We start from the raw sequence: 25,886 nt of genomic DNA, 5'->3' as shown, positions 1-25,886 counted from the left end.
CCGAGATCCGGCTTCCGCCAGCCCCAGTTCCCATGCGAAACTCCGCCCGATGACACAGAGAATCGACAACCGGACCCGCCGTCGCGAGCCGTCCGCCCGCAACACGACCTTTACGGCCTTCGGCCTCGCCGCCGAGACGCAGCCGCTCCCGCCGGGGCTTTACGTAGTGGCAACGCCTATCGGCAATCTGAAGGACGTGTCGTTTCGCGGCCTGAGCACGCTTGCAGCCGCGGATGCGGTGCTGGCGGAAGATACGCGGGTGACGAAAACCCTGCTCGCCCATTACGGCATCACGACGCCGCTGGTGGCCTATCATGAACACTCGAACGATGCGGTTCGCGACCGCATGATGCATCGCATCCGCGAGGGACAGGCGCTGGCGCTGGTATCCGATGCGGGCACGCCGCTCGTCTCGGATCCTGGCTACAAGCTGGTTCAGGCCGCGATCGAAGAGGGCTTGCCGGTAACGCCGATTCCGGGCCCATCCGCCGTGCTGACGGCGCTCGTGGTCTCGGGCCTGCCGACGGATCGGTTTTTCTTCGAAGGCTTTTTGCCGCCCAAAAGCGCCGCCAGACGCGCCCGCCTGGCCGAGATCGGCACCATCCCCGGCACCCTCATGCTGTTCGAGGGTCCGCACCGGCTTCCGGAAATGCTGGCCGACGCGGCGGCGGTGCTGGGAGATCGCCAGGCGGTGGTGGCGCGCGAATTGACCAAGATGTTTGAGACCATTCGTCGTGGCAGCCTGCCGGAGCTTGCCGCCACATTTGCCGCCGAAGGACCGCCGAAGGGCGAGATCGTCGTGCTGATCGGCGAGGCCACGAAGGCGATGCAGGCGGTCGAGGTGGATGCGGCGCTCGACAGCAAGCTTGAGGCAGCGCTCAAGAATCATTCGATCAAGGACGCGGCCGCCATCGTCGCCGATGAACTCGACATGCCGAAGCGCGAAATCTACGCCCGCGCCCTCGTGCTGGCGAAGAAGGACGCATGAAAAGCGCGACCGAGCGCCGTCGCACCACATTTCTGCGTGGACACCGCGCCGAGTGGATCGCCCTCCTGTTTCTCGTTTGCAAGGGCTACCGCCCGCTGGCGCGGCGCTATTCGGCGGCCGGCGGCGAGATCGATCTCATCGTCGCGCGCGGCGGCACCATCGCGTTCATCGAGGTGAAGGCGCGCGGATTGATGGATGATGCGCTCATTGCCATCACGGCGACGAAGCGGCGTCGCTTTTCCCGCGCGGCGCGGGCGTGGTTGTCGCGAAACGCATGGGCCACCTCGAAGACATGGCGCGCGGACGCGGTATTCCTCGCGAATGGCCGCTGGCCCCGTCATCTCGTCGCGGCGTTCGAGTTGGAGATCGACTAGGGCCGGATTCAGGTTCTAAGCCGCGAGCCGGTGGCGCGCCACGATGGCATCGCGGATATACCGCGCCAGCTCTTGCGCGATCTCGGTGCCACCGTCCCTGGGCAGGTAAAGGTTGACCGAGAACGGCGGCAGCTTGGGCAGACCGGATTCGGGGCCGAGGATTTCCAGGGTGCTCGGCACTGTTGCCGCCATGAAGGCCGTGACGGCGATGTCGGCCGCGGTGGTGGCCACCTGCGCATCCGCATTGGTGATCTCGGATACCGAGCGCCATTCGATACCGGCCTCCTGCAACACCTCGCGGATCGGCGCCCGGAAGGCGCAATCGCTGCAGCCGATGGAAACCGGGAGCGGGCGCTGGAAGGCAGCCTCGCCGCCGCGTGCGCCCACCCAGACAAGTCGGTCGATGGCAAGCGTCTCGCCGCCGGGGCCGCATGCCTGCTCGGTGGTGAGAATGAGATCGACGCGGCCCGCCTGCAGATGGTCCCGCAGCTCCGCGCTCGACGTGCACACTAGGCTGACCTGAACCTTCGGATAGGTCTGGGCGAAATTCTTCAGGAAGGTCGGCAGGTAGGTGTTGACGATATCGGCCGGAATACCGAGGCGGATCTCACCCTCGTAGAGCGGCGTCGTCATCTCGCACCAGATGTCGTCATTCAGGGCGAGCATACGTTTCGCCCGCCCGAACAGCCGCTCCCCGGCCGCGGTCAGCCGCATCGAGCGACGCTCGCGCGTCACGAGTTCATGCCCCAGCGTCTCCTCGAGCCGCTTGAGCTGCTGGCTGATGGCGGCCTGAGTGAGATTGAGGCGGCTTCCCGCCGCCGTCATGCCGCCGGAATCCACCACCGCCACGAAGGCGCGCAGGAGAGCGATATCAATATTTCGGCTCATCGGGATCTCAATAAAGGTTCGTTATTTTCGATATAATGAACATTCGTTTCACTTATGCAAGGCCTGACGCCATTCTCCTCTCATCAACAGAAGGAGATCACCATGTCTTTCATGTCCGTCACGCCAGCCTGGACCCTCGACAAGCCAGCCCCAAAGGCATCCGTCCTTCGCCGGCTGTTCGGCGCGGTCGCGTATGAGATCCGGATGCGGCGGGCGATCCGCCACGTCAATTCGCTCGACGATCGGACCCTCGTCGATATCGGCCTGCTACAGGGCAGCGTCGAAGATGCCGTCCGCCGGGGTCGCCGCCGCTGAGGCTCGGCCGTGTGCGGCCGAACCTATGGCGCAAAGACCCGCACGGCAGCGGGGCGGATCGAGAAATGCGCCGGTGTCTTAGTGACGATTTCGCCATCCGCGTTCACGGAGCGAGGCCGCCTGGTGCGGATTTCGAATTCCTTCGCGCGGATGGCGCGCACCTCATCCCACGCCCCATGTTCGCCATAGCGAAACGAGCGCGCCATCAGGGCGAGCTTCCACGCGCGCCGCAATTCAAGGCTGTAGAGGTCGAGATGCTCGTCGTCGATCGCCGCATCCTTCTCGACCGCATTGCCGCCGCCGTAATAACGTCCGTTGCCGACGGCGATCTGCAGCGTCCTGACGCGCACGGCCCCGTCCTCACTGACGATGGTGGCACGGAACGGGCGCGCCTGCGACAGCACGTTCAGGGCGGTAAAAGCATAGGCGAGACGGCCGAAGCGCCGCTTGATCTCCCGGGTCAGTTGCCGCGCCAGATCAGCGGATAGGCCGATGCTGGCGACATTGAAGAACGGCTCCCCGTTCACCAGCCCGAGATCGATCTTACGTGTTCGCCCGGAGGCGATGATGCGCGCCGCCTGCGCGATGTCAGGCGGGATATTCAGCGTGCGCGCAAGGTCGTTCGCCGTTCCCATCGGCAAAATACCAAGCGGCAGACCTGTTTCGATGATGCCGAACGCCGCCGCATTGATCGTGCCGTCTCCGCCGCCGACCACGACCAGATCGACCTTGTCCGCATGGGCCACGATGAGTGGCGACAACTCCTCGCGCCGTTCGCATTCCACGTGGACGGGCGTCACTCCGTTGGCCAGAAGGCTCTGCTTGGCTGCCTCGCAGCCCGCGGCGCCGCTCCGGCTTTTGGTGTTGACGAGAAGAAGGGCTTGGCTGGACATGAGGGTCAAATGGATTGCCTCAAGCTGGGCTGCAAGGGCGCGGAGGAGACGACACCCCGGCATGGTCCCGATTTGGACCGGTTGCTATTCTGGCATTTCGGCTTGATAACCCGCCTATATTGGAGAGACGACGCATGACCCTCACCGTTGCGGTCCAGATGGACCCTATCCAGCGCATCAAGATCACGGGCGACTCGACGTTTGCGATGCTGCTGGAGGCCCAACGGCGCGGATATCAACTCCTGCATTATACGCCGGATCGTCTGTCCATGCGCGACAGCACCGTCACTGCAATGGCAGAGCCCATCGAGGTTCGCGACATTGACGGCGATCATGTGACGATGGGCGAAGCGCAGCGGGTCGATCTCTCGACCGTGGACGTGGTTCTGCTGCGGCAGGACCCGCCTTTCGACATGGCGTACATCACGACCACGCACATGCTCGACCGCATCCATCCCAAGACGCTGGTGGTCAACGATCCGACCCATGTGCGCAACGCGCCCGAAAAGCTCTTCGTGCTGGAATATCCGCATCTGATGCCCCCGACTCTGATTTCGCGGGACAAGGGCGAGATCGAGGAATTCCGCCGCGAGCATGGCGACGTTGTGATGAAGCCGCTCTACGGCAACGGTGGTGCTGCGGTGTTCAAGGTGTCGCGCGAGGATCCCAATTTCGGCTCGCTTTTCGATCTCTTCGCCGTCACATTCCGCGAACCGTGGGTGATCCAGCGGTTCCTGCCGAAGATCACCGAGGGCGACAAGCGCATCATCCTCATCGACGGTGAAGCCGCCGGCGCGATCAACCGGGTTCCGGCCCTGAACGACATCCGCTCCAACATGGTGCGTGGTGGCGCCGCGAAGCCGACCGATCTCACGCCGCGCGAGATCGAAATCTGCGAGACCATCGGGCCGAAACTCAAGGAAATGGGCCAGATCTTCGTCGGCATCGACGTGATCGACGGCAATCTGACGGAGATCAACGTGACCTCTCCGACGGGCCTGCGTGTCATCAAGCGTCTGGGCGGACCCGACATCACCGTGACGCTGTGGGATGCGATCGAGTCGAGACTCAACCGCTAGGCGGCAAGCTCCGCGATCACGGAATTCAGCACCGGAAAACCTTGCCGCGTGACCGTGAGACGTGAATCGGCCCGGCGCGTGATGAGGCCGTGCTCTTCCAGTGTCCCGATCCGTTTCTCGTTGAGCGTACGCCCGGTGAACTGCGTATAACGGCGCGGGTCGATGCCCTCTTTCAGACGCAAGCCCATCAGCAGGAACTCGTCCCCTTCTGCCTCCGAGGTGAGCACCTCCTCGTCGATGACACCATGGCCGTCACGCTCGACACGCTCGAGCCAGGTCTCGGGGTGCTTTTCGGCGGCGGTGGCGAGACGGGCATTTCCGGTGACGAGGCGTCCGTGCGCCCCGGGCCCGATGCCCGCATATTCGCCGTAGCGCCAATAGACCAGGTTGTGCCGTGATTCCGCGCCCGGCCTTGCGTGGTTCGAGACCTCGTAGGCGGGCAATCCCCTCGCCTCGCAGAGTTCCTGCGTGAGATCGAACAACACGCGAGATGCCTCGTCGTCCGGCACGGTGAGCTTGCCGACGCGGTGCAGTTTTTCAAACCACGTGCCCGGCTCGATCGTGAGCTGGTACAGCGAAAGGTGCTCGACCGCATGGCTGATCGCGCGCTCAAGCTCCTCCCGCCAAGCCTGCGGGGTCTGATCCGGTCGCGAATAGATCAGGTCGAACGAATAGCGATCGAAGATCGAGGCGGCGATCTTCACGGCAGCCAGTGCTTCGTCGACCGAATGCATGCGTCCGAGCCGGCGCAAATCGGGATCGTTGAGCGCCTGGACGCCGAGCGACACCCGGTTGATCCCGGCCGTGCGGTAGCCGCGAAAGCGCTCCGCCTCGACGCTGGTGGGATTGGCCTCAAGGGTGATTTCCGCTCCCGAATCGACGCTCCACGCGCCGCCGATGGCATCGAGGATCGCTCCCACGGTTTCGGGTTTCATGAGTGAGGGCGTGCCGCCGCCGAAAAAGATGCTCGTGACCGTCCGTCCGGGAATCCGTGCGGCATTGTGGGCGATCTCCCGGCGGAAGGCCGCAAGATAGCGCTCCTGATCCACCGGCTGGTGGCGGACATGGCTGTTGAAGTCGCAATAAGGGCATTTGGACGCGCAGAAGGGCCAGTGCACATAGACACCAAAGCCGGCATCGCGGGTCGGATGATCGATCATGCGGCGCTTATGGCAGGTTCCCGGCGATGCGTCACGCATCGCAGCGTCTGCCCATTGCCGCAGCATCGTGAAGCCACCGCAGGTGAACCATCGGTGGCCCGCGGTGGTTCACCATGAAGGGCCAATGCCTAGCCTCGGCCGCCGGCAAGCCTTAGGATCCGGGAACGGTAGAAGACAGGAAAGCAAGCATCATGCGTCACTGGCGCGCCCCGTTCGACAGGCAGGGTTACCACCACGGCAATCTGAAGGAGGCGCTGATCGAGGCGGCGCAGCGCTTCATTGCCGAGCGGGGTCTTGGCGGGTTCACCCTGGCGGATGCGGCCAAACTCGTGGGCGTCACCCCGGCCGCCCTCTACCGCCACTTTCGCGGCCGCGAGGCCCTCGTGGCGGAAGTCGCCTTCCGCGGCTTCACGCAACTCGCCGAGCGGCTTGGACGCGCCCTCCAGAGCGAGGGTACGCCGCTCGAGCGCTTTACCCGCATGGGCGAGGTCTATCTCGCCTTTGCCGAGCAGGAGCCCGGCTTCTATGGGGCGATGTTCGCGCCGCAGAACAACGAACCCGCTCCGGCAGGCAATAAATGCGACGTTGGGGACGGTGCCAAAACCCCTTCGTCGGGCAACGCATTCGATTTCCTCGTGAAGGCGTTGTCGGACACCTTCCCCGAAGGCTTCACCAGCGTCGATGTGCGCTTCATCGCCATCGAGGTGTGGGCGCTTTCGCATGGAATCGCGACGCTGGCGGCCGCCGGTCAGCTTCCCAAAGGTCCCGGGCTCCCCGACAAGTACGAACTCCTGCGCGCAGGAGTTCTGGCCCTGGTGGAAGGCGCGCGGCGGCAGGGCGCCACGTCAGCCACCCCCGATCCTCACCGATAGGCCGTGCCCGTCGCGCGCGGGCCACAAAAATCTTTGCCTCGCTCTCCAAAAATAGATGGGCCCACTCTTGAAAGCGCCGGAATCGATCCGCATGTAAATGTTGTTATCATTAACATGCGGGAGCCGAGATGTCTGATTCTGCCTCTACCGCCTGGAATACAGGCGCTCACTCGCGGTGCGGGAAACCGCCCCGGCGGGCTCTGGAAATCGCCGGCATTGTCCTGGCGTTCATTTGGTTCTGGCCGCTCGCGCTGGCCTATTTGGTCTGGAAAATCATGGGATATCCAAAATTCGACGAGGCGAAAGCCTTCCTTCAGAACAATCTCGGCGGCGCAGGCGACTTTTTCGCCTCGCGTTGTGCTCCCGCCGGCGGCTTCACGTCCGGTACCGGGAACGCTGCCTTCGAGGATTATCGCCGCAGCGAATTGGCGCGCCTCGAGGAAGAGCGCCGGAAGCTCGATGAGGAGGCGCGCGCCTTCCGCGGCTTCGTCGAGGAGTTGAAGCGGGCCAAGGATCGGGAAGAATTCGATGCCTTCATGGCCAAGCGCCGCTCCGAACAGAACGGCACGACCGACATCTGAATGAGCGGAATGGGGCGCTTCGGCGCCCCTTTTCCATTCGGGCTGTTACCTCTCCCCTGGGAGCGGCGAAGGATGAACGCCGATCCTTACCTCTCTCCAGTAGGGAGAGGTCGAGCGAAGCGAGGGCGAGGGGTTTGGTCGTTATCGGATAGCGTGCAGCACCCTCACCCGGACCTTCGGTCCGACCTCTCCCTCAGGGAGAGGTGAGAATGGGCACCGGCTCTTCAAGCCCGGCGCAGGCAGCCGGCTGCGAGCTTCAGGAACGCCCGCGCGCGATGCGACAGGGCCTCCGGCTGGCTCCCGGACCAGTCAATGCCGTGTTTCTCGCCCGAGCTGAGCTCGCCGAAGGTACGATTGAACCCGTCCGGCTGGAACATCGGGTCGTAGCCGAAACCCTCCTCGCCCCGCGGCGGCCAGACCACGTCCCCGAAAACCCGACCCTCGAACAATTCCTCGTGCCCGTCGGGCCAGGCGACGATCAGCGCCGACACGAAATGTGCCCGGCGATTGCCCTCCGGGCTCGCGTCGCGCTTGTGCAATTCGCGCTCGACCCGTGCCATGGCGGCCGGAAAATCCTTTTCGGGACCGGCCCAATCGGCCGTGAAAAGCCCCGGCGCCCCGTCGAGCGCATCGACGCAAAGCCCTGAATCGTCCGAAATCGCCGGAAGGCCCGTGGCTCTGGCTGCCGCATGCGCCTTGACGGCCGCATTCTCGGCGAACATGTGCCCGGTCTCGTCTGGAACCGGCAAATCGAGCTCGCCCGCCGACACCGCCTCGACGCCGAACGGGGCCAGCAGTTCACGCATTTCGCGCAGCTTGCCTGCATTATGCGTGGCGATGACGACCTTGCCGGTGAGCGGGCGGTGCATGGGGAACTCCTCAGGCGACAGTTTTCTTTTGCAAGTCAACGAGTTGCGCCACCCCGTCCTTCGCAAGGCGCAGGAGACTCAGGAATTCCTCCTCCGAAAACGGCTTGCCTTCCGCGGTGCCCTGCACCTCGACGATGCCGCCGGAGCCGGTGATGACGAAATTCGCGTCCGTCTCCGCGGTCGAATCCTCCGCATAGTCAAGATCGAGGACCGGCTTGCCCTGATAGATGCCGCAGGAGATCGCCGCCACCGGTTCGCGAAGCGGATTGATGGAGATGATCGAGCGGCTCTGCATCCAGGTGAAACATTCATGAAGCGCGACCCACGCACCCGTGATCGACGCCGTGCGCGTGCCGCCATCGGCCTGGATCACGTCGCAATCGAGCACGATCTGCCGCTCGCCGATTGCCGGCAGGTTCACCACGGCGCGGAGGGAGCGTCCGATCAAGCGCTGAATTTCCTGGGTGCGGCCGGACGGCTTGCCTGAATTGACCTCGCGTCGGGTGCGCTCGTGGGTGGCGCGCGGCAGCATGGAATATTCGGCCGTCACCCACCCCTTGCCGGTCCCGCGCAGCCACGGGGGACCTTTCTCCTCCAGCGAAGCGGTGCAGAGCACGCGCGTATTGCCGAAGGACACGAGGCACGACCCTTCCGCATAGCGCGCAACGCTGCGCTCGAGCGTGATCGGGCGCAGCTCGTTGAGGGCGCGGTTGGATGGGCGCATGTCGAGGCCTCCTAAGGTCCAGGTCTGGTGGAGCGTCTTAGAAGGTGCGGTGAGGTGCTGCAAGCGCAGGCTTGCCTTATCGGCGCCGCGCCAGCACATATAACTCAGTTTCCTCAATGGCTCGCGAGGGTCGAATTACAGTCGAATGCACAGACCGGGTCATTTTTCCAGCCAATCCGACATCCGCGCCATCGCGGAGCTGAACGACCGGTCTCGCGAGATCTTTCGCCAGATCGTCGAAAGCTATCTTGCGACCGGCGAGCCGGTGGGCTCGCGCAACCTCGCGCGCATCCTGCCGATGGCGCTGTCACCGGCGTCGATCCGCAACGTGATGTCCGATCTGGAAACGGCCGGCCTTATTTTCGCGCCGCATACCAGCGCCGGCCGCCTGCCGACGGAAAGCGGGCTTCGCTTTTTCGTCGATGCGATGATGGAGATCGGCGACGTCGGGCGGGAGGAAGGTGCGCGCATCGAGGCGCAGATGAAAGCCGCGGCGTCAGGGCACACGCTGGAGACCGCCCTGGCCGAAGCCTCGACGCTTCTGTCGGGCGTGTCCCGAGGAGCGGGCGTCGTCGTCACGTCCAAATCCAACCCGAGCCTCAAGCACATCGAGTTCGTCCGGCTCGATCCCGCGCGCGCTCTGGTGGTTCTCGTGGGCGAGGACGGCTCGGTCGAGAACCGGGTGCTCGATCTGCCTGCCGGATTGCCCGCCGGGGCACTGGTTGAGGCGGGGAATTTCCTCAACGCCCATATCCGCGGCAAGACCCTGACCGATCTCAAACAGGAGGTCGCCAAGGGCCGCGAAGACATGGAGCAGCAGCTTGACACCCTGACGGCGCGGCTCGTCGAGGCGGGACTCGCGACGACGGTCGGCTCGGCCGATAGTCGCCAGCTTATCATTCGGGGTCAGGCCAACCTTCTTGATGATCTCAAGGCCGCGGAGGATCTCGAGCGGGTCCGTCTGTTATTCGCCGATCTCGAAACGCAGACGGATGTGATCGACCTTCTCACCCGCGCCGAAAGCGGCGAGGGCGTGCGAATCTTCATCGGATCGGAGAACAAGCTGTTTTCGCTTTCCGGCTCCTCGATGATCGCGGCGCCGTTTCGCGACGCCAGTCAGAAGATCGTCGGAGTGCTCGGCGTGATCGGGCCGACCCGGCTCAACTACGCCCGCATCGTCCCGATGGTGGATTACACCGCGAGGGTGATCTCACGGATTCTCGACCAGAACCGCTGACGCCTCTGGCGATCAGTGCCCGCTTCGGTCGGCGCCCCGGCTCGCCTCGAAGAGGAACCATGTACGGCGCTCGGTTTCGTCAATCCAGTTTTCGATGAGGCTCGCGGTAGCGACGTCCTCGTGCTTGTCGCAGAGTTCATGAGCTTCCCGCAGGTTAGCCGCGAACGTCTTGTTGTCGCCCATGAGCTCGCGCAGCATGTCGAGCGGCGGCACGAAATCGGCGTTGTTGTCCTTGACCCGCTGGAGCGACGCGATCTGGCCGATCGAGCGCAGCGTCATTCCGCCGATCTTGCGCACGCGCTCGGCGATATCGTCGGTGGTGGCATAGATCTGAGCCGCCTGCTCGTCGAGCAGCAGGTGGTAGTCGCGAAAATGCGGACCGCTCACATGCCAATGAAAATTTTTCGTCTTGAGATAGAGCGCGAACGTATCGGCCAACAACACGTTGAGCGCCTGGGAAATCGCCGCGATGCCTTCCGGCTTCAGGTCCGTTGGGGTATCAAGGGGGCTGACTTTCTTGCGCTGCACGAGGGCGCGGACCTTGGCCATGGGAGTTCTCCTAAGGTGGTGGGGGACGTTGCCCGCTCGCCGGGGCAAGGGATCCTGTTGGCCCGGCCGGCAACTGCCGAACAACGCTTCAGCGCTCCAAAGCGTTGCCTTGAGGCCGCCCTTCTTGGACCAAAACAGCGATTACAGAGCACTGAGCCGCCGTCTTCCCGCGCGACACCACCTTCCCTTGGCATTGTCGGGCTGGACTGCTATTGCCGCCACAACAGGGTTTCACACCCGTCGAGTTTTTGAATGACCACGCGCACCTTTGACAACATTCGCAATTTTTCCATCGTCGCCCATATCGATCACGGGAAATCGACGCTGGCCGACCGGCTGATCCAGACGACCGGGACCCTTTCGGCGCGCGAGATGACCGAGCAGGTGCTCGACAGCATGGATATCGAGCGCGAGCGCGGTATCACCATCAAGGCCCAGACTGTTCGCCTCGAGTATCTCGCCGAAGACGGCAAGACCTACATCCTGAACCTCATGGACACCCCAGGCCACGTGGACTTCGCCTACGAGGTGTCCCGCTCGCTCGCCGCATGCGAGGGCTCCCTTCTGGTCGTCGATGCCTCACAGGGCGTCGAGGCGCAGACCTTGGCGAACGTTTATCAGGCCATCGATGCGAACCACGAGATTGTTCCGGTCCTCAACAAGATCGACCTTCCGGCCGCCGATCCCGACCGGATCAAGGAGCAGATCGAGGAGGTGATCGGCATCGACGCCTCCGATGCGGTGCCGATTTCGGCCAAGACCGGCCTCAATATCGAGGCCGTGCTGGAAGCCATCGTCAAGAAGCTGCCGCCGCCGAAAGGCGACGAGACAGCGCCGCTGAAGGCTCTGCTGGTCGATTCCTGGTACGACGCCTATCTCGGCGTCGTCGTGCTGGTGCGCGTCATCGACGGCGTGCTGAAAAAGGGCATGACCATCAAGATGATGGGCACCAACGCCTCGCACGGGGTCGACAAGGTCGGCGTCTTCACGCCCAAGATGCGCGATATCGGCCAGCTCGGACCAGGCGAGGTCGGGTTCTTCACCGGCTCGATCAAGGAAGTGGCCGATACCCGCGTCGGCGATACCATCACCGATGATCGCAAGCCAACGGCGAGCGCGCTGCCGGGTTTCAAGCCCGTGCAGCCGGTCGTGTTCTGCGGCCTCTTCCCGGTCGATGCGGCCGAATTCGAGAACTTGCGCGGCGCCATGGGCAGGCTCCGCCTCAACGACGCGAGCTTCTCCTACGAGATGGAGACCTCGGCGGCTCTTGGCTTCGGTTTCCGCTGCGGCTTCCTCGGATTGCTCCATCTCGAGATCATTCAGGAGCGCCTGGAGCGCGAATTCAATCTCGACCTCATCTCGACGGCGCCGAGCGTCGTTTATCACCTGAAGATGACCGACGGCTCGATCAAGGAATTGCACAACCCGGCCGACATGCCGGACGTGATGAAGATCGAGACCATCGAGGAGCCATGGATCCGCGCGACGATTCTCACTCCGGACGAATATCTCGGCGCCGTCCTCAAGCTTTGTCAGGACCGTCGGGGCGTGCAGATCGACCTCAACTACGTCGGCAAGCGCGCCATGGTGGTCTACGACCTGCCGCTGAACGAGGTGGTGTTCGATTTCTACGACCGGCTGAAATCGATCTCGAAGGGCTACGCTTCGTTCGATTATCACATCTCGGATTATCGCGAAGGCGATCTCGTGAAGATGTCGGTTCTGGTCAACGCCGAGCCCGTCGACGCGCTCTCGATGCTGGTCCATCGCGGCCGCGCCGAGAGCCGGGGCCGCGCCATGTGCGAGAAGCTCAAGGACCTGATCCCGCCGCACATGTTCCAGATTCCCGTTCAGGCAGCCATCGGCGGCAAGATCATCGCCCGCGAAACCATCCGTGCCCTGCGCAAGGATGTGACGGCGAAGTGCTACGGCGGCGACGCGTCGCGCAAGCGCAAGCTGCTCGACAAGCAGAAAGAGGGCAAGAAGCGGATGCGCCAGTTCGGCAAGGTCGACATCCCGCAGGAAGCCTTCATCGCCGCGCTCAAGATGGACAGCTGAGCCTGCCAGGTGGCAGGGCGCTTCATCCGTGTCGACGGTCTACCCGCGCCGGAATGCTCGGGTTCTAGACGAGCAGCGATTGCCCGCCATCGATCCAGACCGGCGTTCCGGTGATGTGCCGCGAACGCTCGGATGCAAGAAACAGGACCAGTTCGGCAACCTCTTCGCTGGTGCCGGCCTTCCCGCCTGTGAGAGGAATGTCGCCGTCGGGATATTCGGCCCTGACGCCGGATTCGTTCTTGTGCCGCATCTCGGTACTGTCCGGAATGTTGGTTTCGATCATGCCCGGACAAATGGCATTTACCCGGATCCGGTGCTTCGCCAATTCCAGAGCCAGCATCTGCGTCATCGCCAGTTGCGCCGCCTTTGTGCACGAATAGGCTGTCGCGCCGGCGCTGGTGAATGTTCGGGTGCCGTTGATCGACGACGTGATGATGATGGAACCGCTCTTCGCCCGTTTCAGATGCGGAACGGCATAATGCAGCGTCAGATAGGTGCCCCGCAGATTGATGTTGATGGTGCGGTCCCATTCATCGGGCTGGAGATCGTCGATCGGAGCCCAGACGCCGTTGATCCCCGCATTGGCAAAAACAATATCGAGACGGCCATATTCCCCCACAAGCGCGGCGACCGCCCTCTCCGTCTGCCTCGCGTCGGAAATGTCGGCCATCAGCGCAAGCGCGTTCCCGCCGGCCTCCGTGATCTCAGACACGGTCCTGTCGATCTCGCTCCTCGTGCGACTGAGAACACCCACGCGCGCGCCCGCTCGCGCAAGCGTCAGGGCCGCCGCTTTCCCGAGACCCGATCCCGCGCCGGTCACAAGCGCCACTTTGCCATCAAGTTCCATCAGGGACGTTTCCTCGTTGCCGGATTTGCACCTCTGACGACCATCGCCTCACGTCAGCCGGGCCTCCCGCAACGCGCAGGATCCGCCGTCTGGAGGTTTGCGAGGACGCGCTGAACCAGGGTGTCGTAAGTGTCGCGGTCGTCGATATCCGATATGGAAATTTCCAGCATCCAGTCAGGAGACGCGCGCACGATGTAGGTTTCGAGGGTCAGCATGTGCGTCGATGAAGGCAGATTGCCGTCGATCCAAGTGGCGGTCCAACGGGTGGCGCCTGGAACGCTCTCGAGGCTGCTCGCCTGCGCGGGGCGACCGAACACACCCTCATGATCGCGCTGGAGGAATGCCGCGTCGCGCGTGATCGGATCCGCCTGCGGCAGTTCCATCAGGTCGCGCATCGATCGAAAGGCGATTTCAATCGCGCCGTCACCCGTCGCTGCAGCGAGGTGCAGCGCCGCCCCGTTGCCGGCCGGCACGCGACGCCATTCCTGCGGCAGCGAAAATGCGAGGCACAAAGCTTGGTCGATGCGGGCGGCGACCTGGGTCTCACCTAGCGATGGGAGATAGCGGATCGCAGTTGCCTCAGGTCTCGACCGGTCGGAGAAAGCGGCCACCGCAGAGTCGGCGGGAAGCCCCAGCACCGAAGCAAGGATTGCGATCCCGGCTGCAATATACACGCGGGTCGCCTCAATTCTGATCCGCATGCGTTACTCCCATCGTCAACAAACCTTTGGTGAAACGCCGCTGGCGCCATGAAGTTGCCTCCTTCCACACTTGAGTTGTGCCTGCGCGGCCCTAACTCGCGTGGAGGTTAACTTCAGGAGACATTGCATGCGGTTGCGCATTTCATTGGCGTTAGCGGGCTTTCTGGTTGCGTCGCAGGCTCACGCCCTCACCTGCCGCGACCCGGCAGGGTTCGAGAAGTGGCTTGGCGACGTTCGTGCGGAGGCAATTGCCCAAGGAATTTCGCCCGCGGCTGTCGATGCGGGGCTGGCGGGGGTGACTTTCGATCAGGGCATCCTGAGACGTGATCGTGGCCAAGGCGTGTTCAAGCAGAGCTTCGAACAATTCGCGGGCCGGATGGTGTCGGCCGGCCGTCTGCGCATCGGCGCCGCGCAACTCAAGAAGCACGCCGCGACGCTGGCCCGGATCGAACAGCAATTCGGTGTTCCGGGTCCGGTTCTCGTTGCAATCTGGGGACTCGAGACCGATTACGGCGCGGTGAGGGGCAACCTGCCGGTCATCCGTTCGGTGGCGACCCTCGCGTTTGATTGCCGCCGAACGGAGATGTTTCAGGCCCATCTCTTCGATGCGTTGCGGATCGTCGCGCATGGCGATCTGAAACCCAGCGACATGCGTGGCGCCTGGGCCGGTGAAATGGGACAGACGCAGTTCATGCCATCGTCCTATGTCAAATACGCGGTCGATTTCGACGGCGACGGCCGTGCCGATCTCCTGCGCAGCCCGGCCGATGTGCTCGCCTCGACGGCAAACTATCTCAAAGGGCATGGTTGGGTGCGTGGCGGCGATTGGGAACCCGGCAGCCAGAATTTCGAGGCGCTGCGCCAATGGAACAAGTCGCAGGTCTATTCACGCACGGTCGGATATTTCGCGAGCAAGCTCGCCAACGGCGATACGGCCGCCAATGTCAGCCAATAACCAAAACGAGGTGAGCGCGCATCTGCGCCCACCTCGTCCCCTATCGATCAACCGCGAGCGCGCGCGCGGATCATGAAGTTGTCGTAGGCGTATTCGGCCACCTGGAACCAGAGGTATTCCTCGCCGCGGAACGCCTTGTAGCTGTCATAGAGCTTCTTGAAATTGGGATTCGAGGCGGAGAGTTCATCGTAGATCTCGTTGGCGGCCTTGAAGGAGGCTTCCATGATCTCCTGCGAGAACGGCCGCAATTGCGCACCGGCACCGATGAGGGAGCGCAGCGCTGCCGGGTTGCGCGCGTCGTATTTCGCCTGCGTATCCACGTTGGCATAGCCGGCTGCGGCAATGATCGCGGCCTGGTAGGCCTTCGGCAGTGCCTGCCACTTTTCGCGGTTGATGAAGAAGTGGATGGCGGGGCCACCCTCCCAGAAGCCCGGATAGTAGTAATAGGGCGCGACCTTGTTGAGCCCGAGCTTCTCATCGTCGTACGGCGCGACCCACTCGGCGGCGTCGATTGTGCCGCGTTCGAGCGACGGGTAGAGATCGCCGCCGGCGATCTGCTGTGGCACGACTCCGAGTTTTGCCATGATCTGGCCCGCAAGCCCGGCGATCCGCATCTTCAGGCCGGCAAGATCCTGCACCGTCTTGATCTCTTTGCGGAACCAGCCGCCCATCTGCGCGCCGGTGTTGCCGGCCGGCAGGGCGAACAGGTTGTACTTGGCATAGAACTCGTTCAGCAATTCGTTGCCGTTGCCGTGATAGAGCCACGCATTGGTCTGGCGCGAGTTCATCCCAAACGGCAGGTTGGTGCCGATCGCGAATGCGGGGTCCTTGCCAACGTAGTAATACGAGCAGGTATGGGCCATCTCGACGGTCCCGTTGCCGACCGCATCGGCTGCCTGCGGCGTGCCCACGATCTCACCTGCGGCAAACGGCTGGATCTGGAACTTGCCGTCGGTCGCCTCGGACACGTACTTGGCCAGAAGCTCGCCGCCACCGAAAAGCGTATCGAGGGATTTTGGAAAGCCGGAGGTCAAACGCCAACGAATCTCCGGATTCGACTGCGCGATGGCCGGACTTGCCACCACGCCCGCCGCAGCGCCGAGCGTGGCCGCCTGTAAAAATCCGCGACGCTTCATGAGGTTCACCTTTCGCATTATGACGCCCACCAGCAGTTCTGAGAAACAAAGGTTCAGGAACCGGCGGCAAAACTATATGTTCGAACAGGCGTCATATCGATTTGACCGAGCGAAGGGAAAGCCCTGAGAGCAGACGGATCATGCGTCGCGCGCATAGGTGTGGCGTGAGCCTGTCCGAAGAACGACGGCGGGTCGTCAGAAGGCCATCTCGCCCGCGCCCCACGCGAGCAGGATGAGAAGGACGAACAGGACAAGGAACAGCCCGAACAGGATCTTGGCCAGGGATTTGGCCCCAGACGCCACGCCCGTGAACCCGAGCGCCCCGGCGACAACTGAGATGACTAGAAAAATGAGAGCCCATTTGAGCATGATGTTTGCCTTCGGTTTAAAGGTGATCTGAAGGCATAAAGCCGATGCAACGGCCAAGGTTCCGGTTGGCAGGTTCTGTTGCGGGACAACTAGACCAAGGCCTTCTCGATCACGTCGAGCACAGCCGCGATCCGGAACGGTTTGCGAAGAAAAACCGAATAGCCGGTGCAGCGCTGAGCAATGGTCTCCTCCGGTAGAGAACTCATGAGAATGACGGGAATCTCCGCAGTGCGTGGGTTTTCCTGCAAGGCCGCAAGCGTTGCCTTGCCGTCCATGATCGGCATCATGAAATCGAGCATGATGAGGTCCGGTGGCCATTCGGACATGCGATCAAGGGCCTGTCGTCCGTTGTTGGCGATGATGACGCGGTAGCCCTCATCGCTGAGGAGCGCCTCCAGCACCTCGGCAATCGCCCATTCATCATCGACAACGAGTATCGTTCTCACGCCTCGTCTCCGGAAGGGGCGGCCGCGAGCGAGCCGAAGGGGGCTGGTATGACGCCGGTCTGCCGGACCAATTCCGACAAAACGACATCCGCCTGAACGGAATCGGATTCGATCTCAAGTCCGCGTCCGGTGATGTCGTAGCGGCGGAACTTCAGCTCGAAAGCGCTGTCGCGGACTTTCAGCGGAATAATGAGACGATGGACGTCCGCGCCGAGAGCGGCAAGCCGCATGAGCACGATATTCTCGGCCATCGGCGACAACCCGAGGACAGGAAGGCCGGCGAGAGGTTGACCCGGCACGATGCCGTTGAAATCGAGTTCGATGCTCAGGAGCGTCGTTACGCCCAACGCCCTGAATTCGTTCGTCAACGCTGTGAGCACTTGCGCCAACCGGCTTTGGTCGCCGGTCGTCTGAACAAAATCGTTGATTCCGTCAATGAAGACGCGTTGCACGTTGCCGGAACGCACCTGGTCGAGTAATGCCGCGCAAACCTCATCGAGCACGCCTTCCGTCGAGGGGCGCCATACGATCTCCGCGACCCCCTCGTCGAACAGGCGCGACACCGGCAGCCCGAGAACGCTGGCTTTCAGGCGTATGGCCGCCGGGGCTTCGTCGAAGCTGAGATAGATGCTGCGCTCATCGTTGCCTGCTCCCAGGAAATGCAACCCGGCCGTACTCTTGCCGGTCCCGGCTGCTCCCATGAGGAGAGTGGTTGAACGGCGCAAAGGACCTCCGCCGAGAATCTCGTCGAACATCTCGACGCCCATCGAAAGCCTGGGCCCGTCGACGAGGATTGGCCGACTCGGCTCGCTCAGGAGCGCTTCAATCCTCGGCTGAACCGCAATGCCGTCAGCGGTGACTTGAAACGAGTGCACCCCGCGGAGAAAGTCACTGCCGCGCATCTTGTGGACCACAAGCTCGCGTTCCGATCGCCGCCCGCGGAGGCGAGCTTGAAGCTCGATGAGTCCATCGACCATCGTGTGCTCGGCCGACGCGAAGTTCTGATCCACCGCCGCGCTGGTGAGTAACATCATGGTGCAATCGGCGAGTTCGGCCTGGATCTGCAGTTCGTGAATGAACTTCTTGAACTCGCGCGGCGTCCCCGCGGTCTCCTCCGCCGATATGAGCCCGTCGACGACCAGCAGATCGACCTTGCGCGCGCGGATTTCTCGCCGAAGTGCGTCGGCAAGCCCTTTCAGCCCCTCCGTTTCCAGAATACGGAAGGCGCTCAGATATGACACGCCGTCCGGGATCAGGGACTCGTCGAAGAAGCCGAGTTGGCCGATGTGGCCGAGCATGCGCCCGTGCGTTTCGGCGAGCAGAGTCACGTAGAGCGCGCGCCCGCCGCGAGACGCGTGATTGAAACAAAGCTGGTTGCCGAGGATCGTCTTGCCGGCCCCGGGACTGCCCAGGATGATATAGATTCCGCCCCTGAGAACACCGCCTTCGAGAATGATATCGAAGCCGGCGATGCCGGTTGGCAACTTGGCGATCCGCCTGTCGTCGCTCACGGCCGGTCGCTCGCTCTGTTGGTCATGCTGGCTCTGGTCATTTTGATCTTCCTATCTGAAGGGGTAGCCTGACCGTGAAAGTCGTACCCTGCCCCACTCGGCTGTCGATTTGAATGTTCGCGCCCATCGCCTCCGTCAATTGCCCCACCACCCACAAGCCAACGCCGAATCCACCGATGGCCGATCCTTGCGAAACAGCTCGCTCGAAGCGGTCGAAAATGCGCGCTTGGTCGACCGGTGAAATGCCCATTCCGCGGTCCTCCACCGCGATCGTTGCCTGGTCTGCCGCAACTTCGAGGCTCAGGGTGATGGGGCGTCCAGCGCCATATTTCACCGCGTTCGAAATCAGGTTGTCGAGAATCTGCTCGATTGCCAGCCGGTCGAGAAAAACCGGGACATGGGCCGGCGCAAGAACGGTGATCGTCGAGCCCACATAGTCAGCCGCAGGGCGAACCGCCTCCACAGCGTCGCGAACCTGCTCCGCCAGATCGAAACGTTCCGGGGTCAGGCAGCGCTTCCCGGTCGTCATTCGCGACACCTCGAGCAACGCAGTCGCGCGACGAATATATTGCTCGACGAGCTTCTCCAGCCGGCCGAGCCCCTTCGCGATCTCGGCCCTGTCGCTGCCCGAAGCCGACATCCGGTTGAGCCTCTGCACCTGCGCAAGGATAGGCGTCATCGGGTTGCGCAATTCATGCGCCGCAACGGCGAGGAACGCATCGCGAGCGGCGATGGCTTCCGTCAGCTCGACGATCCGCTTCTCCATCGCCGAGCGCGAGGTGCTTGCAGGCTCGTCGGCAGGCGACCCGTTGTCGAGACTGTCCTTCAACGCATACCTCCGCCGGCAGGCGAATGTCCTGGTGGAACGAGGTGTGATCTTAGGAATAGGGTGCAGCATTCGGACGTCAACGTCCAGCAGGCGTCAAGGTGCCGCGTCGGCTATGGAAATCGCCTAGATGACCACCGTGATCTTCTCCGCCGCCCGCGTCAGCGCCGTATAAAGCCACCGGCTTCTGTGCTCGCGGAATGCATAGGATTCATCAAAAAGGACTAGGTCGTCCCACTGGGAGCCTTGCGCCTTGTGAACGGTGAGCGCGTACCCATAGGTGAACTCGTCCGATTCCCGTCGGATCGCGAAGGGAACATCTTCTTCAGCTCCTTCAAAGAACGCCTTGTGCACCGATACTTCCACGGACTTGCCCCTGATCTCCCCGTCCGGCAGCACATCCATGCGGATGAAATCGTTTCGAATGCCATGGAGCGTTTGAATGCTCCAGGTTCCCCCATTGAGCAGACCCTTGCTCTTGTCGTTGCGCAGGCAGACGAGCTTTTCCCCGGCGGCCGGCATCGGGTTGCGATAGCCGTTCAGTTCTCGCAGGCGCGTGTTGTAGAGACGGCGAGACTTATTGAGGCCAACCAGAACCTGATCTGCCGCCATCACCATCGCCGAATTGATCTCGCTGCGGCGGATGACCTTGCTGTCGCCGTAGGCCCCCAACTCCAGCCGCCCGCCCTCGCGCACCGTCAGCGACATCTGGATGATCGGATTGTCCCTCGCCTGCCGATGGACTTCCGTGAGCATCACGTCCGGCTCTGCTTCGGTAAAGAATCCGCCTCCCTTGACCGGCGGCAACTGGGCGGGGTCACCGAGCACAAGAACCGGTTGGCCGAACGACAGCAGATCGCGGCCGAGTTCTTCGTCCACCATCGAACATTCGTCGATGATGATCAGGGCCGCCTTCGCGGCAGCACTTTGTCGGTTGAGAACGAATTGCGGGCCGCCTTCGTCGGATTCTCGCGAGCGGTAAATCATCGAATGGATCGTCGATGCGTCCGCGCAGCCTTTCGAGCGCAGCACGAGCGCCGCCTTGCCCGTGTAGGCACCGAACGCCACATCGCCATCGACGCCTTCGGCAAGGTGTCGCGCAAGCGTCGTCTTGCCCGTGCCGGCATAGCCGAAAAGCCGGAAGAGCGGCTTGTCGCCGCTTCGAAGCCAATCGGCGACGGCTTTCAGGGCGGCGTCCTGTTGAGGTGACCAGGTCATGGAACTTTTGCTTCCCGGCGCAAGCTGTAGACGAGACCCGCGACAATGCAGGCGCTCCCGACGAACACGTAAGGATCAAGCGCCTCACCGTAAAGCCTCCAGCCGACAATGGCGATCAACGGAACCCGGAGAAAGTCCAGCGGCACCACCATGCTGGCATCCCCGTGACGATATGCATTGGTCAGGCAGTAGTGAGACAACAGGCCACCGAGACTGACGCCTGCGATGGAAAGGGCGTGCGAAAGCTCGACCCTCTCCCAGAATGCTCCGCTGATCCCGAGGAGATTCAGGGGGAGTTGGATCAGGTTCATCATGAAGATGATCGAGAACGTGCTCTCGGTGATGGTCAAGCGCTTCGTGACGATCGCCACGAGCGCGAACGTGAAGGCGACGGCGAGGACCAGCAGGCTCGCCGGCTGAAACGTCTCCACGCCAGGACGCAGGATGATGAGAACGCCGGCGAAGCCTGCCACGACCGCTACCAAGCGACCCCGCGTCAGTGCCTCTCGCAGAAGCGGAATGGCCAGCAACGCGACCCATGCGGGCGAGGTGAATTCGAGCGCGAAGACCGTTGCCAGCGGCAGCAGCGTGAGGCTGTAGGCCCAGCCGTCGGTACCGGCGAAATGCAGGACGTTGCGGAGCAGATGCAGCTTCATCCGCCGCGGCTTCAACTGTCGGCGCAGATCAGGTTTGACGAGCGCGAAGGCGAGAAGGATCGCAAGTCCCACCGCGTTGCGGATCGACAGGATTTCAAAAACCGAAAAGGCGGGCGACAGACCACGCACCGCAACGGCGGTGGCGGAGAATGCGAAGAGGGCTCCGGTCATCCAGAAGACGACCGTCAGGATCTTGGAAGGCGGCACGATTGAACCGGCGCGTTGAAACCACCCTCGCTTAACCCGTCGGGCGAGCCACGTGAAGACATCGCGCATGCCGGCAGGGATGCGCGAAGTGCCGCTCCGGGTCGAAGCGTGGCTCACCTCTCGATACGGCAGGTGCGGCGCGCAAGTGATTCTCTCGTCGGTTTCGCCTCCAGGACGGCACTCAGAAGGCGTCACCCACAGTTTTTTTGCGCGCTCACGAAAGTTTTTTTTCGTGCTCGCGAAAGCCTGTTTTGCTATCGCGGGTGTTGTCGAAGGACGAAGTAGCGGACGCTTTCCCAGATACGCCGAAGCGTCTGATCCAAAGAAAAACGCCACCGCGCCCATACGCCTAAGCACCTGCAATTGCAGTGTTTTCTTTACGCTCACTTCCGCTCATCTGTGAGTTCTTGGGACCCGCCGGAGACTCCGAAGCAACGTCCGTCGGAGTCTCGCCGGGGCGCGAACATCTCCCCTCTGGGAGAGAAGTTCACCGCAACGCGCACCGGAAGTATCCACAGAAATCGTCCATGATCTACTTTCTACACTTTCCGTTAATCGGAACCCGCTTGGTATAACGACGTTGCCTTGCAAGCGTGACGGTTGCACGCGAAGGCCCTTGAAGGAGGCGGCTATGCCGATAGACGAAAAGTCAAACCCGCTGACAATGCTGTTCACGGGTGACACTGGTGCGACCAGCACCAGAAAATCCACTGCCAAGAAGAGCAGCGCGCGTCGCGGTTCCACCGGCACCAAGAAGACGACGGGCGCCGCGAAGACCGGAGCCAAGAAGTCGACGGCCAAGAAATCGGCCGCCAAAAAAACTAGCGCGACGACTGCTCGCAAGAGCACCGCCGCGAAGAAAGCCGGCGCGAAGACTGCGGCCAAATCCACGGCACGGTCGGCTGCGAAGAAGTCCACCGTGAAGGCGGGCGCCAAGAAGACGGCTGCGAAGAAGACCGCCGCCAAGAAGACCGCAACGAAGAAGACCACGGCTAGAAAGACAGCCGCGAAGAAGACCGTTGCGCGCAAGGCTCCGACCAAGAAGACAGCCGCCAAGACGACCAGAAAGACGGCTGCTAAGACGACCGCTCGCAAGTCTGCGGCACGCAAGGCTCCCGCCAAGCGGGCTTCCGCAAAGACGGCAACGCGTTCGGCCGCCAAGTCCGGCGCCAAGAAGGCGTCGACCGGGCGCAAGACGACAGCTCGCAAAACCTCTGCCCGCGGCACCAAGGCGACTGCAAAGTCGACGGCACGTTCATCGAGCCGCGGTGCCGCCAAGAGCACGGCGAAACCTCGTGGCGCCGTCAAGACGAAGCGCGCTGCAGCAGCGACGAGCCGCACCTCCGCCACCAAGCGGTCGAAGGCTGTCGGAGCCAAGCGGACGACCACGGCCCGCAAGGGCGCGCGGAAGACGAAGCGCTGAAGACCACTTTCTCGGTGTGCGAGCCGCCGCGGCGGCTTCCCGCATCGACAAAAGAAAATCGCCCGGCTCACACCGGGCGATTTTTTTGTGACCCGCCTTGGGCGCGATCGGGTCAGCGTCTCATCGGATCGCTTTCGCCCCAATAGGGAGTCGCGTTGTAATAGCGATGGACGTGCTCCTCCCACTCGCGATCGTACGAGGAATCATGCCCCTCCGCCGTCCGGCGCGGAGCTCCTCGCAACTGATCTTCGTTCAGATTGAGCTCGTAGGCGTCGAGTTCGGGATTGAAGGTCAGCACGCCCCAGGGAAGCGTGTAGTATTCCTCGCCAAGTCCCATGAAGCCGCCAAAGCTCATGACCGCATAGGCGACTTTTCCGGAGCGCTTGTCGATCATGACCCGCTCGATCGTGCCGATCTTGTCGCCACTGGTGCGACGGACGGGCGTCCCTTCGACTTTGTCGCTGGCGATCAGGCTGTGGGTTTCGCGAACGTCACCGCTTTGTGTCGTCGTCTGCATATCCCTCTCCATCGTTGCTGCGAGATGCGGGTTGAACGCCGGGGACAAAACCACGGTTCCGAAGCCCCTGGCGCGCGCGGAACCGTGCTGAGCCGGATGCGGCTCGCATCCCGGACGAGATGCGGCAATCCGTTCCCGTTTCCGTTCTCGCGCAGGCGCGATAGCTTGGTCGCATGAACCCGATTCGAAGCCTTGTCGTCGCGTGTCTGCTGTTGCTGGCCGACCCTGCATTCGCGCAGGACAGAGGGTCCCTCGCGCCGAAACCGCTCCCGCCTCTGTCCAACCCGGACGATCCGGCCGTGCCCGCCAAGGAACTCTTCGGGCGCAGCGGCAAACCGGCGTCCCTGCAGGCGCGATCCATCGGCAGCTATGCGCGCGGCTGCGTCGCAGGCGCGGCCGCCATTCCCGTGGACGGCGCTACTTGGCAGGTCATGCGGCTTTCGCGCAATCGCAACTGGGGCCATCCAAATTTGATCCAGATGCTGCAACGCCTGTCAGCACGCGTGCCGCAAATCAACGGGTGGCCCGGTTTGCTGGTCGGCGACATCTCTCAACCGCGCGGCGGCCCCATGATCACCGGCCACGCTTCGCACCAGGTTGGTCTGGACGCTGATATCTGGCTCACGCCGATGCCGGATCGCCGGTTGACGCGTTCGGAACGCGAGGAACTCTCCGCCACCGACATGGTGCGCTCCGACCTGCTCGACGTCGATCCGTCCGTGTGGACACCACAGCACACGGCAATCATCAGGGCAGCCGCGAAGGAGCCCGCGGTCGCCCGCATTTTCGTCAACGCCGCGATCAAAAAGGCGTTGTGCCGCGAGACCGGAACTGACCGGGGCTGGCTGACAAAGGTCAGGCCGATGTTCGGCCACAACTACCATTTTCACATTCGCATCGCCTGCCCTCGGAGCGACGAAGCCTGCGGCGATCAGGAACCGCCGCCTGTGGGCGATGGCTGCGGTGCTGAGCTTGCGGCGTGGTTCACACCGCAGATGCTCCATCCGAAGCCCGGCAGGCCTCGCCCGCCGCTGACCATGGCTCAGCTGCCGGCGGAGTGCCGGCGCGTCCTGCTCGCGCCCTGACGGCGGCAGCGGACCTTCAACAAACGTCTGGCTAGGCTACGGCAACCCCGGTGCCGATCTGGCAGGCCACACCCGTTCCGCCGATCCCGCAATAGCCGCTGGGGTTCTTGGCCAGGTATTGCTGGTGGTAATCCTCGGCATAGAAAAACGGCCCGGCGTCGCGAATTTCAGTTGTGATCGCCGAAAGACCTTTTGCAGCCAGAGCTTCGCCGTAGACCCGCTTGGAATTTTCGGCAGCCCTCCGTTGGTCCTCGTCGAAGACGTAGATCGCAGACCGGTATTGCGTGCCGATGTCGTTGCCCTGGCGCATGCCTTGGGTCGGGTTATGGTTCTCCCAAAACGCTTTCAGCAACGTCTCGTAGGAGATTTTTTGCGGATCGAACACCACGAGCACGACCTCGGTGTGTCCCGTGCGGCCGCTGCACACCTCCTCATAGGTCGGGTTGGGCGTCGTGCCTCCGGCATAGCCGACGGCGGTTGTCCAGACGCCCTCGCCCATTTCCCAAAACTTGCGCTCTGCTCCCCAGAAGCAGCCAAGCCCGAACAACGCCGTCTCAAGGCCCGCTGGGAATGGCGGCTGAAGCGGGCGCTTGTTGACGAAATGGTGGGCAGCGGTCGGGATGGCCATCTCACGGCCAGGCAGGGCGTCCGCCGGGGACGGAAGATCGATGGGCTTACGGGCGTTGAACATGGCGGTTCTCTCGTTTGGCCCACCCTATGTAGTCACTTTTCGGCGGATCGCGAGGGCAGGAAATTGCTGGACGAAGGTCTATCGGCCCGCCAAGTACCCGATCGGTTCAAGAGGCTTCTGTCCGAGCCAAAGCAGAAACGCGCCCAGGAAGAACCCTGTCACCGAGGCCGGAAGCTGCACAAGGTGGACCAGCACCGGATCCCATAGCAATGGATGGACCTGCGACGTCACCTTTTCCTGCAGGCCGGATATGCCGCCGGGCACAAGCGCATCGACCATGCCGGCCACCGAGGCGAACGAAAGGGAATTGTTGACGATCGACCGTGTCCCATCGATCACGAGACCGACGAACCCGGCCGCGACCAAGATCAGGCCCAGACTGCGCGCCAGAAATTTCAAGAATGACCCCTGCCTAAACGGAGGGCCGAATACTAATCTGTTTTGCCCTACAAGCAAATCATTCCCTCCGCTGTTGACGCGTCGGTGAAGTTCGACCTTGCCTTCAGCCCTCGTTTGGCGATACACGACCCTCCTCCGCACACCACGCGGACGGAACTCCAGCCGGATGCCCTCAGGGAGCCGCTGGAGCCGGAGCCCAAAAGCTCGACGATGGAGGGGTGGCCGAGTGGTTGAAGGCGCACGCCTGGAAAGTGTGTATACGGGAAACCGTATCGAGGGTTCGAATCCCTCTCCCTCCGCCACAGCCTAAAC

29 protein-coding genes and 1 tRNA gene are annotated in these 25,886 nt (G+C 62.8%); 12 read left to right on the top strand and 18 right to left on the bottom strand.

What is annotated here, in order from left to right:
- Positions 1-49 precede the first annotated feature (49 nt).
- Both rsmI and FEZ63_RS09475 read left to right on the top strand, forming a co-directional pair.
- Entirely contained in the window at positions 50-988 is a 939-nt protein-coding gene (gene rsmI / locus FEZ63_RS09480; protein ID WP_150943657.1) for a 16S rRNA (cytidine(1402)-2'-O)-methyltransferase, read from the top strand.
- Complete coding sequence (locus FEZ63_RS09475) at positions 985-1,362, top strand: YraN family protein (RefSeq protein ID WP_150943655.1); 378 nt, start codon at positions 985-987, stop codon at positions 1,360-1,362. Before rsmI ends, FEZ63_RS09475 begins: the two co-directional genes overlap by 4 nt.
- Positions 1,363-1,377: 15 nt before the next feature.
- Here the strand turns inward: FEZ63_RS09475 and FEZ63_RS09470 are convergent, their stop codons facing one another.
- Complete coding sequence (locus FEZ63_RS09470; protein WP_150943652.1) at positions 1,378-2,250, bottom strand: LysR family transcriptional regulator; 873 nt, start codon at positions 2,248-2,250, stop codon at positions 1,378-1,380.
- A gap of 102 nt (positions 2,251-2,352) precedes the next feature.
- On the opposite strand from FEZ63_RS09470, the gene FEZ63_RS09465 reads away from it, so the two are divergent.
- Positions 2,353-2,565, top strand: a complete 213-nt coding sequence (locus FEZ63_RS09465) for a DUF1127 domain-containing protein (RefSeq protein ID WP_162419718.1) — start codon at positions 2,353-2,355, stop codon at positions 2,563-2,565.
- 23 nt (positions 2,566-2,588) lie between these two features.
- On the opposite strand, the gene FEZ63_RS09460 is transcribed toward FEZ63_RS09465, so the two are convergent.
- Positions 2,589-3,458, bottom strand: coding sequence for a lipid kinase (locus FEZ63_RS09460; RefSeq protein ID WP_150943648.1), 870 nt, complete (start codon positions 3,456-3,458; stop codon positions 2,589-2,591).
- Positions 3,459-3,592: 134 nt separating this feature from the next.
- Between FEZ63_RS09460 and gshB the strand changes: the two genes are divergently transcribed.
- On the top strand, positions 3,593-4,537 hold the full coding sequence (gene gshB, locus FEZ63_RS09455; RefSeq protein WP_150943646.1) for a glutathione synthase: 945 nt from the start codon (positions 3,593-3,595) through the stop codon (positions 4,535-4,537).
- Here gshB and hemW read toward each other — a convergent pair.
- Positions 4,534-5,736 carry a radical SAM family heme chaperone HemW gene (gene hemW / locus FEZ63_RS09450; protein ID WP_244622719.1) on the bottom strand — a complete coding sequence of 401 codons (1,203 nt, stop codon included), beginning with the start codon at positions 5,734-5,736 and terminating at the stop codon, positions 4,534-4,536. The genes gshB and hemW overlap by 4 nt on opposite strands.
- Before the next feature lie 152 nt (positions 5,737-5,888).
- Here hemW and FEZ63_RS09445 point away from each other — a divergent pair, with 152 nt between their 5' ends.
- Positions 5,889-6,569, top strand: coding sequence for a TetR/AcrR family transcriptional regulator (locus tag FEZ63_RS09445; protein ID WP_150943644.1), 681 nt, complete (start codon positions 5,889-5,891; stop codon positions 6,567-6,569).
- A 128-nt stretch (positions 6,570-6,697) separates the two neighbouring features.
- Positions 6,698-7,150: a DUF2852 domain-containing protein gene (locus tag FEZ63_RS09440; protein WP_150943642.1), complete on the top strand. Its 453-nt coding sequence runs from the start codon at positions 6,698-6,700 to the stop codon at positions 7,148-7,150.
- A 224-nt stretch (positions 7,151-7,374) separates the two neighbouring features.
- Here FEZ63_RS09440 and FEZ63_RS09435 read toward each other — a convergent pair whose 3' ends face one another.
- Both FEZ63_RS09435 and rph read right to left on the bottom strand, forming a co-directional pair.
- The gene (locus FEZ63_RS09435; protein WP_150943639.1) at positions 7,375-8,019 is read right to left on the bottom strand and encodes a non-canonical purine NTP pyrophosphatase; all 645 of its coding nucleotides are present in this window, start codon (positions 8,017-8,019) and stop codon (positions 7,375-7,377) included.
- Between the two features lie 10 nt (positions 8,020-8,029).
- Positions 8,030-8,743: a ribonuclease PH gene (rph, locus tag FEZ63_RS09430; protein ID WP_150943638.1), complete on the bottom strand. Its 714-nt coding sequence runs from the start codon at positions 8,741-8,743 to the stop codon at positions 8,030-8,032.
- A gap of 145 nt (positions 8,744-8,888) precedes the next feature.
- On the opposite strand from rph, the gene hrcA reads away from it, so the two are divergent.
- A complete protein-coding gene (hrcA, locus tag FEZ63_RS09425; RefSeq protein ID WP_150943636.1) occupies positions 8,889-9,980 on the top strand; it encodes a heat-inducible transcriptional repressor HrcA in 1,092 nt (363 codons plus the stop codon).
- 12 nt (positions 9,981-9,992) lie between these two features.
- Here hrcA and FEZ63_RS09420 read toward each other — a convergent pair whose 3' ends face one another.
- Positions 9,993-10,529 (bottom strand): Dps family protein, encoded by a 537-nt coding sequence (locus FEZ63_RS09420; RefSeq protein WP_150943634.1) that lies wholly within the window; start codon positions 10,527-10,529, stop codon positions 9,993-9,995.
- Between the two features lie 252 nt (positions 10,530-10,781).
- Here FEZ63_RS09420 and lepA point away from each other — a divergent pair, with 252 nt between their 5' ends.
- The gene (gene lepA / locus FEZ63_RS09415; protein WP_150943631.1) at positions 10,782-12,587 is read left to right on the top strand and encodes a translation elongation factor 4; all 1,806 of its coding nucleotides are present in this window, start codon (positions 10,782-10,784) and stop codon (positions 12,585-12,587) included.
- A 64-nt stretch (positions 12,588-12,651) separates the two neighbouring features.
- On the opposite strand, the gene FEZ63_RS09410 is transcribed toward lepA, so the two are convergent.
- Both FEZ63_RS09410 and FEZ63_RS09405 read right to left on the bottom strand, forming a co-directional pair.
- Positions 12,652-13,434: an SDR family oxidoreductase gene (locus FEZ63_RS09410; protein ID WP_150943629.1), complete on the bottom strand. Its 783-nt coding sequence runs from the start codon at positions 13,432-13,434 to the stop codon at positions 12,652-12,654.
- A gap of 53 nt (positions 13,435-13,487) precedes the next feature.
- Positions 13,488-14,135 carry a hypothetical protein gene (locus FEZ63_RS09405; RefSeq protein WP_150943627.1) on the bottom strand — a complete coding sequence of 216 codons (648 nt, stop codon included), beginning with the start codon at positions 14,133-14,135 and terminating at the stop codon, positions 13,488-13,490.
- 127 nt (positions 14,136-14,262) lie between these two features.
- On the opposite strand from FEZ63_RS09405, the gene FEZ63_RS09400 reads away from it, so the two are divergent.
- Positions 14,263-15,090, top strand: a complete 828-nt coding sequence (locus tag FEZ63_RS09400; RefSeq protein ID WP_150943625.1) for a lytic murein transglycosylase — start codon at positions 14,263-14,265, stop codon at positions 15,088-15,090.
- A gap of 47 nt (positions 15,091-15,137) precedes the next feature.
- Here FEZ63_RS09400 and FEZ63_RS09395 read toward each other — a convergent pair whose 3' ends face one another.
- The 7 genes from FEZ63_RS09395 to FEZ63_RS09365 form a co-directional block, all read right to left on the bottom strand.
- On the bottom strand, positions 15,138-16,226 hold the full coding sequence (locus FEZ63_RS09395; RefSeq protein WP_150943623.1) for a TRAP transporter substrate-binding protein: 1,089 nt from the start codon (positions 16,224-16,226) through the stop codon (positions 15,138-15,140).
- 195 nt (positions 16,227-16,421) lie between these two features.
- Positions 16,422-16,595 (bottom strand): DUF1328 domain-containing protein, encoded by a 174-nt coding sequence (locus FEZ63_RS09390; protein ID WP_150943621.1) that lies wholly within the window; start codon positions 16,593-16,595, stop codon positions 16,422-16,424.
- Between the two features lie 89 nt (positions 16,596-16,684).
- A complete protein-coding gene (locus FEZ63_RS09385; protein ID WP_150943619.1) occupies positions 16,685-17,041 on the bottom strand; it encodes a response regulator in 357 nt (118 codons plus the stop codon).
- A complete protein-coding gene (locus FEZ63_RS09380; RefSeq protein WP_150943617.1) occupies positions 17,038-18,552 on the bottom strand; it encodes an RAD55 family ATPase in 1,515 nt (504 codons plus the stop codon). Before FEZ63_RS09380 ends, FEZ63_RS09385 begins: the two co-directional genes overlap by 4 nt.
- 37 nt (positions 18,553-18,589) lie before the next feature.
- A complete protein-coding gene (locus tag FEZ63_RS09375; protein ID WP_201274125.1) occupies positions 18,590-19,381 on the bottom strand; it encodes a sensor histidine kinase in 792 nt (263 codons plus the stop codon).
- A gap of 123 nt (positions 19,382-19,504) precedes the next feature.
- Positions 19,505-20,596, bottom strand: coding sequence for an ATP-dependent DNA helicase (locus FEZ63_RS09370; RefSeq protein ID WP_150943616.1), 1,092 nt, complete (start codon positions 20,594-20,596; stop codon positions 19,505-19,507).
- Positions 20,593-21,459, bottom strand: a complete 867-nt coding sequence (locus FEZ63_RS09365) for a DMT family transporter (protein WP_150943614.1) — start codon at positions 21,457-21,459, stop codon at positions 20,593-20,595. The genes FEZ63_RS09370 and FEZ63_RS09365 overlap by 4 nt, the downstream gene beginning before the upstream one ends.
- A gap of 631 nt (positions 21,460-22,090) precedes the next feature.
- Here FEZ63_RS09365 and FEZ63_RS09360 point away from each other — a divergent pair.
- On the top strand, positions 22,091-22,882 hold the full coding sequence (locus FEZ63_RS09360; protein ID WP_201274124.1) for a hypothetical protein: 792 nt from the start codon (positions 22,091-22,093) through the stop codon (positions 22,880-22,882).
- A 112-nt stretch (positions 22,883-22,994) separates the two neighbouring features.
- Here the strand turns inward: FEZ63_RS09360 and FEZ63_RS09355 are convergent, their stop codons facing one another.
- Positions 22,995-23,399 (bottom strand): PRC-barrel domain-containing protein, encoded by a 405-nt coding sequence (locus FEZ63_RS09355; protein ID WP_150943612.1) that lies wholly within the window; start codon positions 23,397-23,399, stop codon positions 22,995-22,997.
- Between the two features lie 173 nt (positions 23,400-23,572).
- Here FEZ63_RS09355 and mepA point away from each other — a divergent pair, with 173 nt between their 5' ends.
- Positions 23,573-24,484, top strand: a complete 912-nt coding sequence (gene mepA, locus FEZ63_RS09350) for a penicillin-insensitive murein endopeptidase (protein WP_150943610.1) — start codon at positions 23,573-23,575, stop codon at positions 24,482-24,484.
- Between the two features lie 31 nt (positions 24,485-24,515).
- Here the strand turns inward: mepA and msrA are convergent, their stop codons facing one another.
- Positions 24,516-25,175, bottom strand: a complete 660-nt coding sequence (gene msrA / locus FEZ63_RS09345) for a peptide-methionine (S)-S-oxide reductase MsrA (RefSeq protein ID WP_150943608.1) — start codon at positions 25,173-25,175, stop codon at positions 24,516-24,518.
- Positions 25,176-25,253: 78 nt separating this feature from the next.
- Positions 25,254-25,574: a PetM family of cytochrome b6f complex subunit 7 gene (locus FEZ63_RS09340; protein WP_150943606.1), complete on the bottom strand. Its 321-nt coding sequence runs from the start codon at positions 25,572-25,574 to the stop codon at positions 25,254-25,256.
- Positions 25,575-25,786: 212 nt separating this feature from the next.
- Here FEZ63_RS09340 and FEZ63_RS09335 point away from each other — a divergent pair.
- Positions 25,787-25,876: transfer RNA gene (locus tag FEZ63_RS09335), tRNA-Ser, on the top strand.
- Positions 25,877-25,886: the final 10 nt, after the last annotated feature.

It is taken from the genome of Microvirga brassicacearum, from assembly GCF_008757455.1.
GTDB lineage: Bacteria > Pseudomonadota > Alphaproteobacteria > Rhizobiales > Beijerinckiaceae > Microvirga > Microvirga brassicacearum.
Note: the sequence above shows the minus strand (reverse complement) of the source record. Positions and strands in the feature narration are given on the sequence as shown.

Excerpts from the sequence above, each read along its gene's own strand:
- FEZ63_RS09470 (WP_150943652.1), bottom strand. The coding sequence starts at position 2,250 with ATGAGCCGAAATATTGATATCGCTCTCCTGCGCGCCTTCGTGGCGGTG.
- FEZ63_RS09445 (WP_150943644.1), top strand. The coding sequence starts at position 5,889 with ATGCGTCACTGGCGCGCCCCGTTCGACAGGCAGGGTTACCACCACGGC.
- FEZ63_RS09475 (WP_150943655.1), top strand. The coding sequence starts at position 985 with ATGAAAAGCGCGACCGAGCGCCGTCGCACCACATTTCTGCGTGGACAC.
- mepA (WP_150943610.1), top strand. The coding sequence starts at position 23,573 with ATGAACCCGATTCGAAGCCTTGTCGTCGCGTGTCTGCTGTTGCTGGCC.
- gshB (WP_150943646.1), top strand. The coding sequence starts at position 3,593 with ATGACCCTCACCGTTGCGGTCCAGATGGACCCTATCCAGCGCATCAAG.
- FEZ63_RS09355 (WP_150943612.1), bottom strand. The coding sequence starts at position 23,399 with ATGCAGACGACGACACAAAGCGGTGACGTTCGCGAAACCCACAGCCTG.
- FEZ63_RS09420 (WP_150943634.1), bottom strand. The coding sequence starts at position 10,529 with ATGGCCAAGGTCCGCGCCCTCGTGCAGCGCAAGAAAGTCAGCCCCCTT.
- FEZ63_RS09370 (WP_150943616.1), bottom strand. The coding sequence starts at position 20,596 with ATGACCTGGTCACCTCAACAGGACGCCGCCCTGAAAGCCGTCGCCGAT.
- hemW (WP_244622719.1), bottom strand. The coding sequence starts at position 5,736 with ATGCGTGACGCATCGCCGGGAACCTGCCATAAGCGCCGCATGATCGAT.
- hrcA (WP_150943636.1), top strand. The coding sequence starts at position 8,889 with ATGCACAGACCGGGTCATTTTTCCAGCCAATCCGACATCCGCGCCATC.
- FEZ63_RS09405 (WP_150943627.1), bottom strand. The coding sequence starts at position 14,135 with ATGCGGATCAGAATTGAGGCGACCCGCGTGTATATTGCAGCCGGGATC.
- msrA (WP_150943608.1), bottom strand. The coding sequence starts at position 25,175 with ATGTTCAACGCCCGTAAGCCCATCGATCTTCCGTCCCCGGCGGACGCC.
- rsmI (WP_150943657.1), top strand. The coding sequence starts at position 50 with ATGACACAGAGAATCGACAACCGGACCCGCCGTCGCGAGCCGTCCGCC.
- FEZ63_RS09435 (WP_150943639.1), bottom strand. The coding sequence starts at position 8,019 with ATGCACCGCCCGCTCACCGGCAAGGTCGTCATCGCCACGCATAATGCA.
- lepA (WP_150943631.1), top strand. The coding sequence starts at position 10,782 with ATGACCACGCGCACCTTTGACAACATTCGCAATTTTTCCATCGTCGCC.
- FEZ63_RS09395 (WP_150943623.1), bottom strand. The coding sequence starts at position 16,226 with ATGAAGCGTCGCGGATTTTTACAGGCGGCCACGCTCGGCGCTGCGGCG.
- FEZ63_RS09460 (WP_150943648.1), bottom strand. The coding sequence starts at position 3,458 with ATGTCCAGCCAAGCCCTTCTTCTCGTCAACACCAAAAGCCGGAGCGGC.
- FEZ63_RS09390 (WP_150943621.1), bottom strand. The coding sequence starts at position 16,595 with ATGCTCAAATGGGCTCTCATTTTTCTAGTCATCTCAGTTGTCGCCGGG.
- FEZ63_RS09440 (WP_150943642.1), top strand. The coding sequence starts at position 6,698 with ATGTCTGATTCTGCCTCTACCGCCTGGAATACAGGCGCTCACTCGCGG.
- FEZ63_RS09465 (WP_162419718.1), top strand. The coding sequence starts at position 2,353 with ATGTCTTTCATGTCCGTCACGCCAGCCTGGACCCTCGACAAGCCAGCC.
- FEZ63_RS09400 (WP_150943625.1), top strand. The coding sequence starts at position 14,263 with ATGCGGTTGCGCATTTCATTGGCGTTAGCGGGCTTTCTGGTTGCGTCG.
- FEZ63_RS09410 (WP_150943629.1), bottom strand. The coding sequence starts at position 13,434 with ATGGAACTTGATGGCAAAGTGGCGCTTGTGACCGGCGCGGGATCGGGT.
- rph (WP_150943638.1), bottom strand. The coding sequence starts at position 8,743 with ATGCGCCCATCCAACCGCGCCCTCAACGAGCTGCGCCCGATCACGCTC.
- FEZ63_RS09360 (WP_201274124.1), top strand. The coding sequence starts at position 22,091 with ATGCCGATAGACGAAAAGTCAAACCCGCTGACAATGCTGTTCACGGGT.